Origin of the sequence: Halomonas sp. QHL1, assembly GCF_001882345.1 — a bacterium.
In the GTDB taxonomy this organism is placed as follows: Bacteria; Pseudomonadota; Gammaproteobacteria; order Pseudomonadales; family Halomonadaceae; genus Vreelandella.
On record NZ_MINL01000001.1, the window covers coordinates 2,901,232 to 2,910,408 of the forward strand.

A 9,177-nucleotide genomic window follows, 5' to 3' on the forward strand; every position below is an offset into this window, starting at 1 on the left:
TTGGAGCCTAGCGGGCAGTGCGGCATACTGGGCCTTTATTGTTCATGTTTGGATAGTGCCCCCGATGAGCCAATCAAATCTGCATCTCGGCGTTGTGATGGATCCCATCAGCGACATCGCTTACAAGAAAGACACCACTATGGCCATGCTATGGGCTGCCCAGGAGCGTGGCTATACCCTGCACTATATGGAGCAGGAAGACCTTTTCTTGAATGCAGGGCAAGCCTATGCGCATATGCGCCCTTTAACGGTGCATCGCGATCCAAATCACTGGTATGACCTAGGCGAGCCCTCTGCGCGTCCACTGGTTGAGCTGGATGTGGTGTTGATGCGTAAAGACCCGCCCGTCGACGCCGATTTTACTAACGCCGTGCACCTGCTGGGCTTTGCTGAGCGTGAGGGTGTGCTGGTGGTTAACCCCACGGCGGCGCTATTGCAGTGTAATGAAAAGCTATTTGCCCAGCAGTTCCCTCAGTGCTGCGCGCCCACGCTCGTGGCCAGCCGAGATGATGTACTGCGCGCCTTCCACGCTGAGCACGGCGATGTAATCTTCAAGCCACTGGATGGTATGGGCGGTACCGGTATTTTTCATGTTGGCCCGGAAGGTCGTAATATCGGCGCGGTCATCGAGCAGCTCACCTTGCGTGGCCAGAGGCAAATCATGGCCCAGCGCTACTTGCCGGAAATTAAGGATGGCGACACGCGCATTCTGTTGGTCGATGGTGAGCCCGTTCCCTTTGGGCTGGCGCGGATACCCTCAGCAGGCGAGACCCGCGGCAATCTAGCCGCTGGTGGGCGGGGCGTCAGCCGCGAGCTTACCGAGCGTGATCACTGGCTAATTCAGCAGGTACAGCCCATGATTCGTGACAAAGGCTTAATGTTTGTCGGTCTGGATGTGATCGGTGACTATATTACTGAAATCAACGTCACCAGCCCTACCTGCGTGCGTGAAATAGATGATCAGCGGGGCACCAATATTGCCGGTTTGCTGCTGGATGCTATCGAGCGCCGCTTAGCCTAAGCACGGCTTAACTCTTATAATGACACTTATTACGCTATGCCTGCCGGGATGCCAGCAGGCAGTGGGAGACGCATGCAAAGTTTGAAACATCACTTTCTAATGGCCATGCCGCATTTAGAAGATCCTAATTTTGCCGGTAGTCTTATCTATCTTTGCGATCACGATAACAATGGCTGCATGGGGGTGATTACTAACCGACCGTTAGAGATCACGCTTGAGGCACTGTTTGATCAGCTGGAATTAGGCGGTGAAACAAGTCCGCACCGTAATGCGCCGGTTTATTACGGCGGGCCGATGCATAAAGACCGTGGCTTCATTCTGCACGTTGGCGATAGCCAGCAGTGGGATTCGAGTATCCAGGTGGAGGATGGCATTGCACTGACCACCTCGATGGATATTCTCCAGGCCTTTGCTGCCGGCGAGGGGCCAGAGCACTTTTTAGTTTGCTTAGGTTGCGCGGGCTGGGAAGTAGGGCAATTGGAAGAGGAGCTGAAGGGGAACAGCTGGCTAACGGTAGAAGCTGAGAGCAGCGTGCTCTTCAATACCCCGCCCGTTGAGCGCTTAACCGCGGCGGCAGGTTTGCTGGGTATTGATCTTAACCTAATGACCCGAGACGCGGGGCACGCCTGATGGCCGAAGCGGGGCAGCGCTTAATCCTGGCCTTTGACTATGGCACTCGGCGTATCGGTGTGGCGGTGGGCAACGAGATGCTGCGCAGTGCGCGCGAGCTCACTCCGCTGACGGCGCGGGATGGGATTCCCGATTGGAATGTCGTGTCACGGCTACTTAACGAGTGGCAGCCGGATCTGTTAGTGGTGGGATTACCGCTGAATATGGACGGCAGCGAGTCAGATATGAGCACCCGCGCCCGCAAATTCGGTAATCGTTTGCATGGCCGTTTTGGTAAACCGTGTGAAATGGTCGATGAGCGTGGCACCACGCGAGAAGCCAAGCTAATTGCTCGCGAGGCGGGGCATAAAGGCAACTACCGTCAAGATAGCGTCGATGGTATTGCGGCTATTCTTATTCTTGAGGGCTGGTTCGCCCACCAGGAAGGCTTGCCTGGCGGGCGCCTTTCTCTATAAGTCCTACCTTTAAATTCCTACCCTTAAACTTTTGCGCTTTACCGATCCAGCGTGCCCGTTTGGGCCGGTACGAACCAGCGCACGGGGCGTAGCTCTTTTTCGATTAGCTCATCGACATTGAGCAGTGTCGCGAAAATCGCCATTCGCATGGGGATACCGTTATCGGTTTGGCGGAAAATCGCCAGGCGCGGGTCGCCGTTAAGGTCGACGTTTAAATCATTCGCGCCGGGGCGGCTATCCCTGGGAAGCGGGTGCATCACGATGGTGCTTTGGCTGCAGCGGTGATCGAGAAAGTCGCGGTTAACCATAAAGTCGTCAGAGAGTCCCTGGAAGCTCTCATTCATCTCATCGGTAAAGCGCTCCTTCTGAATCCGCGTGGTGTACACCACATCTAAATCGGCAAAATCACTAGCGAGTGAGTCGCGCTGCTCAATGCGGTGGCCGCGAGAGGCAACTAAGTCAATCAGCTTGGAAGGCATCTCAAGGTCCGGCGGCGACACCAGCGTAATACGCAGCGGGTCATAGAGTGATAAAAGCTTAATCAGTGAATGAACGGTACGGCCATACTTCAAGTCGCCGGTAAGTAAGATATGTGCACCGGTCAGCGATTTACCCAGGCGCTGAAACTCTTTATCAATCGTATAAAGGTCAAGTAGCGCTTGGCTAGGGTGCTCCCCAGGTCCGTCGCCGCCATTAATCACCGGTACATTCGTCGCCGCAGCAAACTCAGCCACCGAACCCTGGTCGGGGTGGCGCATTACAATGGCGTCGCAGTAGCCACTCATTACACGGCTAGTGTCATATAGTGACTCTCCCTTCGCCATAGAGGAGAAGGTGAAGCCCGTGGTGTCACACACGCTGCCACCTAAACGACAAAAGGCAGCATTGAAGCTTACCCGCGTACGGGTGCTGGCTTCAAAAAACAGGTTGCCGAGTACCGCCCCTTCCAACACTCGCGTCACTTGGCGCCGCTGAGCAATCGGCTCCATGCGTGCAGCTACACGCAGTAAATGATCAACGCTTTCGCGGTTTAATGAGTCGACAGTTAGCAGGTGGTGGCTCATGGCGGACCTCAGTAAGGTGGTAGATAAGGCTAGTGTAACCGCCAATGAGGGTAGTGCCGAAGGGCTTTCATTCGTTACAGGCTGCTAATCTGTAATTTTCTTACAAAACCCCTTGCCAACCCGTCAGCAAAACCGTAAAGTACGCATCCGCTGCCGGGGACGCCTAGCGTTACCAGCGGTGTATGAGGTGTAAAAGCCTTGGTTTGTCAAGTGGTTACCGCTTTTGCGATAGCTCGCGGTTTTGGATGTTACGAGTACCACATCGAAAACAACGCCCTTGACAACCACCAGGAAATGCGTAGAATACGCCTTCCCCGCTGCGGCAAGCCAGTTCAACGGTTCGCCAGTCAAACACAGCGAAACAGCTCTTTAACAATTTGATCAGGTAATTCATGTGGGCGCTTGCTGATGTTGGTGACAAATCACCAAATATCAAGGCAAGCGGTCATGAAAACGTAAGTTTGAATGAATTCGTTTGAACCTTGAGCCAAGTTTGATCCGCTTCTGTCACTTTCGGGTGGCAGGTAAGGATCACATAGATCTTAAACTGAAGAGTTTGATCATGGTTCCCCGCTGCGGCAAGCCAGTTCAACGGTTCGCCAGTCAAACACAGCGAAACAGCTCTTTAACAATTTGATCAGGTAATTCATGTGGGCGCTTGCTGATGTTGGTGACAAATCACCAAATATCAAGGCAAGCGGTCATGAAAACGTAAGTTTGAATGAATTCGTTTGAACCTTGAGCCAAGTTTGATCCGCTTCTGTCACTTTCGGGTGGCAGGTAAGGATCACATAGATCTTAAACTGAAGAGTTTGATCATGGCTCAGATTGAACGCTGGCGGCAGGCCTAACACATGCAAGTCGAGCGGTAACAGATCTAGCTTGCTAGATGCTGACGAGCGGCGGACGGGTGAGTAATGCATAGGAATCTGCCCGGTAGTGGGGGATAACCTGGGGAAACCCAGGCTAATACCGCATACGTCCTACGGGAGAAAGGGGGCTTCGGCTCCCGCTATTGGATGAGCCTATGTCGGATTAGCTAGTTGGTGAGGTAAAGGCTCACCAAGGCAACGATCCGTAGCTGGTCTGAGAGGATGATCAGCCACATCGGGACTGAGACACGGCCCGAACTCCTACGGGAGGCAGCAGTGGGGAATATTGGACAATGGGGGCAACCCTGATCCAGCCATGCCGCGTGTGTGAAGAAGGCCCTCGGGTTGTAAAGCACTTTCAGCGAGGAAGAACGCCTGTCGGTTAATACCCGGCAGGAAAGACATCACTCGCAGAAGAAGCACCGGCTAACTCCGTGCCAGCAGCCGCGGTAATACGGAGGGTGCAAGCGTTAATCGGAATTACTGGGCGTAAAGCGCGCGTAGGTGGCTTGATAAGCCGGTTGTGAAAGCCCCGGGCTCAACCTGGGAACGGCATCCGGAACTGTCAGGCTAGAGTGCAGGAGAGGAAGGTAGAATTCCCGGTGTAGCGGTGAAATGCGTAGAGATCGGGAGGAATACCAGTGGCGAAGGCGGCCTTCTGGACTGACACTGACACTGAGGTGCGAAAGCGTGGGTAGCAAACAGGATTAGATACCCTGGTAGTCCACGCCGTAAACGATGTCGACCAGCCGTTGGGTGCCTAGAGCACTTTGTGGCGAAGTTAACGCGATAAGTCGACCGCCTGGGGAGTACGGCCGCAAGGTTAAAACTCAAATGAATTGACGGGGGCCCGCACAAGCGGTGGAGCATGTGGTTTAATTCGATGCAACGCGAAGAACCTTACCTACCCTTGACATCTACAGAAGCCGGAAGAGATTCTGGTGTGCCTTCGGGAACTGTAAGACAGGTGCTGCATGGCTGTCGTCAGCTCGTGTTGTGAAATGTTGGGTTAAGTCCCGTAACGAGCGCAACCCTTGTCCTTATTTGCCAGCACGTAATGGTGGGAACTCTAAGGAGACTGCCGGTGACAAACCGGAGGAAGGTGGGGACGACGTCAAGTCATCATGGCCCTTACGGGTAGGGCTACACACGTGCTACAATGGCCGGTACAAAGGGCTGCGAGCTCGCGAGAGTCAGCGAATCCCTTAAAGCCGGTCTCAGTCCGGATCGGAGTCTGCAACTCGACTCCGTGAAGTCGGAATCGCTAGTAATCGTGAATCAGAATGTCACGGTGAATACGTTCCCGGGCCTTGTACACACCGCCCGTCACACCATGGGAGTGGACTGCACCAGAAGTGGTTAGCCTAACGCAAGAGGGCGATCACCACGGTGTGGTTCATGACTGGGGTGAAGTCGTAACAAGGTAGCCGTAGGGGAACCTGCGGCTGGATCACCTCCTTAAACGATGCGTCACAGTTGGCAAGCGTCCACAATGAATTACCTGATCAGATAGCTGTTGATGCGCAGTGATAAGCCAGACGCCCATGGCGTTGCCTTATCACTGCGTATAGCAGTCGCTCTTTAACAATGTATATCATGCTGACAAGAACACTTCGTAAGAAGTGCGTCTTAAATTGTGATACGCGTCAGCGTATCCGGCAAAATGAAACGTGATCATTGCGACATCCAGACTCCTTCGGGTTATAGGGTCAAGCAATGAAGCGCACACGGTGGATGCCTAGGCAGCCAGAGGCGATGAAAGACGTGGTAGCCTGCGATAAGGCTCGGTGAGGTGGCAACAACCTGTGACCCGGGCATTTCTGAATGGGGAAACCCACTCATCATAAGATGAGTATCGTGCACTGAATACATAGGTGTACGAGGCGAACCAGGGGAACTGAAACATCTAAGTACCCTGAGGAAAAGAAATCAACCGAGATTCCCCTAGTAGCGGCGAGCGAACGGGGACCAGCCCTTAAGCATGTGACTGATTAGGCGAACAGATTGGGAAGTCTGGCCGTAGCGGGTGATAGCCCCGTAGTCGAAAATCTGATCATGTGAAATCGAGTAGGTCGGGGCACGAGAAACCTTGACTGAAGACGGGGGGACCATCCTCCAAGGCTAAATACTCCTGGCTGACCGATAGTGAACCAGTACCGTGAGGGAAAGGCGAAAAGAACCCCGGAGAGGGGAGTGAAATAGATCCTGAAACCGTGTGCGTACAAGCAGTAGGAGCAGGCTTAGTCCTGTGACTGCGTACCTTTTGTATAATGGGTCAGCGACTTATATTCAGTGGCGAGGTTAACCGTATAGGGGAGCCGTAGGGAAACCGAGTCTTAACTGGGCGACACAGTCGCTGGATATAGACCCGAAACCGAGCGATCTATCCATGAGCAGGGTGAAGGTTGAGTAACATCAACTGGAGGCCCGAACCAGGATCTGTTGAAAAAGATTTGGATGACTTGTGGATCGGAGTGAAAGGCTAATCAAGCTCGGAGATAGCTGGTTCTCCTCGAAAGCTATTTAGGTAGCGCCTCACGTAGTACCGCCGGGGGTAGAGCACTGTTTCGGCTAGGGGGTCATCCCGACTTACCAACCCGAGGCAAACTCCGAATACCGGTGAGTAACGCGTGGGAGACACACGGCGGGTGCTAACGTCCGTCGTGAAAAGGGAAACAACCCAGACCGTCAGCTAAGGTCCCGAAATCCTGGTTAAGTGGGAAACGATGTGGGAAGGCTCAGACAGCTAGGAGGTTGGCTTAGAAGCAGCCATCCTTTAAAGAAAGCGTAATAGCTCACTAGTCGAGTCGGCCTGCGCGGAAGATGTAACGGGGCTAAACCAGGTACCGAAGCTACGGGTTCATTCTTAGGAATGAGCGGTAGAGGAGCGTCGTGTACGCCAATGAAGGTGGATTGAGAAGTCTGCTGGAGGTATCACGAGTGCGAATGCTGACATGAGTAACGATAAAGGGAGTGAAAAACTCCCTCGCCGGAAGACCAAGGGTTTCTGTTCGACGCTAATCGGAGCAGAGTGAGTCGGCCCCTAAGGCGAGGCCGAAAGGCGTAGTCGATGGGAAACGGGTCAATATTCCCGTACCGGACATGGTTGCGATGGGGGGACGAAGAAGGCTAGGTGAGCCAGGCGTTGGTTGTCCTGGTGAAAGTGAGTAGGCTGAGGGTTTAGGTAAATCCGGACCCTTTTAAGGCCGAGACACGAGATGAACTGACCACGGTCAGGAAGTCACTGATGCCACGCTTCCAGGAAAAGCCTCTAAGCTTCAGATCATGTGCGACCGTACCCCAAACCGACACAGGTGGTCAGGGTGAGAATCCCAAGGCGCTTGAGAGAACTCGGGTGAAGGAACTAGGCAAAATGGTGCCGTAACTTCGGGAGAAGGCACGCCGGCGTAGGGTGATGAGACTTGCTCTCTAAGCCCGAACCGGTCGAAGATACCAGGTGGCTGCAACTGTTTATTAAAAACACAGCACTCTGCTAACGCGCAAGCGGACGTATAGGGTGTGACGCCTGCCCGGTGCCGGAAGGTTAAATGATGGTGTTAGCCGCAAGGCGAAGCTCTTGATTGAAGCCCCGGTAAACGGCGGCCGTAACTATAACGGTCCTAAGGTAGCGAAATTCCTTGTCGGGTAAGTTCCGACCTGCACGAATGGCGTAATGATGGCCACGCTGTCTCCACCCGAGACTCAGTGAAATTGAAATCGCCGTGAAGATGCGGTGTACCCGCGGCTAGACGGAAAGACCCCGTGAACCTTTACTATAGCTTCACACTGGACGCTGATGTTGCCTGTGTAGGATAGCTGGGAGGCTTTGAACTCTGGACGCCAGTTCGGAGGGAGCCAACCTTGAAATACCAGCCTGGCATCATTGGCGTTCTCACTCAGGTCCGTTATCCGGATCGAGGACAGTGTGTGGTGGGTAGTTTGACTGGGGCGGTCTCCTCCTAAAGAGTAACGGAGGAGCACGAAGGTACCCTCAGCACGGTCGGACATCGTGCATTGAGTGCAAGAGCATAAGGGTGCTTGACTGCGAGACAGACACGTCGAGCAGGTGCGAAAGCAGGTTCTAGTGATCCGGTGGTTCTGTATGGAAGGGCCATCGCTCAACGGATAAAAGGTACTCCGGGGATAACAGGCTGATACCGCCCAAGAGTTCACATCGACGGCGGTGTTTGGCACCTCGATGTCGGCTCATCACATCCTGGGGCTGAAGTCGGTCCCAAGGGTATGGCTGTTCGCCATTTAAAGTGGTACGCGAGCTGGGTTTAGAACGTCGTGAGACAGTTCGGTCCCTATCTGCCGTGGGCGTTGGATGTTTGAGAAGGGCTGCTCCTAGTACGAGAGGACCGGAGTGGACGACCCTCTGGTGTTCCGGTTGTCACGCCAGTGGCATTGCCGGGTAGCTATGGTCGGACGGGATAACCGCTGAAAGCATCTAAGCGGGAAGCCCCCTTCAAGATGAGACATCCCTGAGGCCTAGAGCCTCCTGAAGGGCCCAGCGAGACCAGCTGGTTGATAGGCACGGTGTGGAAGCGCTGCAAGGCGTTGAGCTAACGTGTACTAATGGCCCGTGAGGCTTGACCCTATAACACCCAAGGGGTCTGGTCGTAATGATGACGCAACATTAAAAAGCCGGATACGCAGCGTGTGGCCCCAGCAACAGCGAGGGCGGCACCATGAGACGCACACACTTGAGCAAACGCTCGTCAGCATGATATGCATTAACAGTTACGCCTGACGACCATAGCACGCGTGAACCACCTGATCCCTTGCCGAACTCAGCAGTGAAACCGCTTAGCGCCGATGGTAGTGTGGGGTCTCCCCATGCGAGAGTAGGTCATCGTCAGGCACCTATTCAACGAAGAACCCAGCCACCCGGCTGGGTTTTTTGTGTGCGTGGAAGAAAAACACCTCACTCTTACCAATCGATAGGTTGGCCATTCCAATCCCAAAAGGTACCGCTATCATCAGGCGTTCGCTGGGCGATAACTGCCAGCAACTGCTCCGCTACAAATGTGGGCGTGAACAACTTCTCGTGAGGAACCCTTGCTTGAAAGGGTTTGGAGAGTGCCGTGTCGGTGGTGCCTGGATGCAGGCAAAGCACGGTGGATTGCTTATTA

At 54.0% G+C, this 9,177-nt stretch carries 4 protein-coding genes, 3 rRNA genes and 1 pseudogene; 6 read left to right on the top strand and 2 right to left on the bottom strand.

What is annotated here, in order from left to right; translation table 11 throughout:
- Positions 1 to 64 precede the first annotated feature (64 nt).
- The 3 genes from gshB (at position 65) to ruvX (ending at position 2,106) form a co-directional block, all read left to right on the top strand.
- A complete protein-coding gene (gshB, locus tag QHL1GM_RS13260) occupies positions 65 to 1,021 on the top strand; it encodes a glutathione synthase (RefSeq protein WP_071694912.1) in 957 nt (318 codons plus the stop codon).
- 72 nt (positions 1,022 to 1,093) lie between these two features.
- On the top strand, positions 1,094 to 1,651 hold the full coding sequence (locus QHL1GM_RS13265) for a YqgE/AlgH family protein (protein ID WP_071694913.1): 558 nt from the start codon (positions 1,094 to 1,096) through the stop codon (positions 1,649 to 1,651).
- Positions 1,651 to 2,106, top strand: coding sequence for a Holliday junction resolvase RuvX (gene ruvX / locus QHL1GM_RS13270; protein ID WP_071694914.1), 456 nt, complete (start codon positions 1,651 to 1,653; stop codon positions 2,104 to 2,106). Before QHL1GM_RS13265 ends, ruvX begins: the two co-directional genes overlap by 1 nt.
- A gap of 38 nt (positions 2,107 to 2,144) precedes the next feature.
- Here the strand turns inward: ruvX and QHL1GM_RS13275 are convergent, their stop codons facing one another.
- Positions 2,145 to 3,170, bottom strand: a complete 1,026-nt coding sequence (locus QHL1GM_RS13275; RefSeq protein WP_071694915.1) for an aspartate carbamoyltransferase — start codon at positions 3,168 to 3,170, stop codon at positions 2,145 to 2,147.
- An 800-nt stretch (positions 3,171 to 3,970) separates the two neighbouring features.
- Here QHL1GM_RS13275 and QHL1GM_RS13280 point away from each other — a divergent pair.
- From QHL1GM_RS13280 to rrf, 3 genes are all read left to right on the top strand, one after another.
- A 16S ribosomal RNA gene (locus QHL1GM_RS13280) occupies positions 3,971 to 5,503 on the top strand.
- Positions 5,504 to 5,749: 246 nt separating this feature from the next.
- A 23S ribosomal RNA gene (locus tag QHL1GM_RS13285) occupies positions 5,750 to 8,642 on the top strand.
- A gap of 148 nt (positions 8,643 to 8,790) precedes the next feature.
- A 5S ribosomal RNA gene (gene rrf / locus QHL1GM_RS13290) occupies positions 8,791 to 8,906 on the top strand.
- Together the 16S, 23S and 5S rRNA genes form the textbook arrangement of a ribosomal RNA operon.
- Positions 8,907 to 8,975: 69 nt before the next feature.
- Here rrf and QHL1GM_RS13295 read toward each other — a convergent pair.
- A pseudogene (locus QHL1GM_RS13295) lies at positions 8,976 to 9,177 on the bottom strand (short-chain dehydrogenase); the annotation flags it as partial.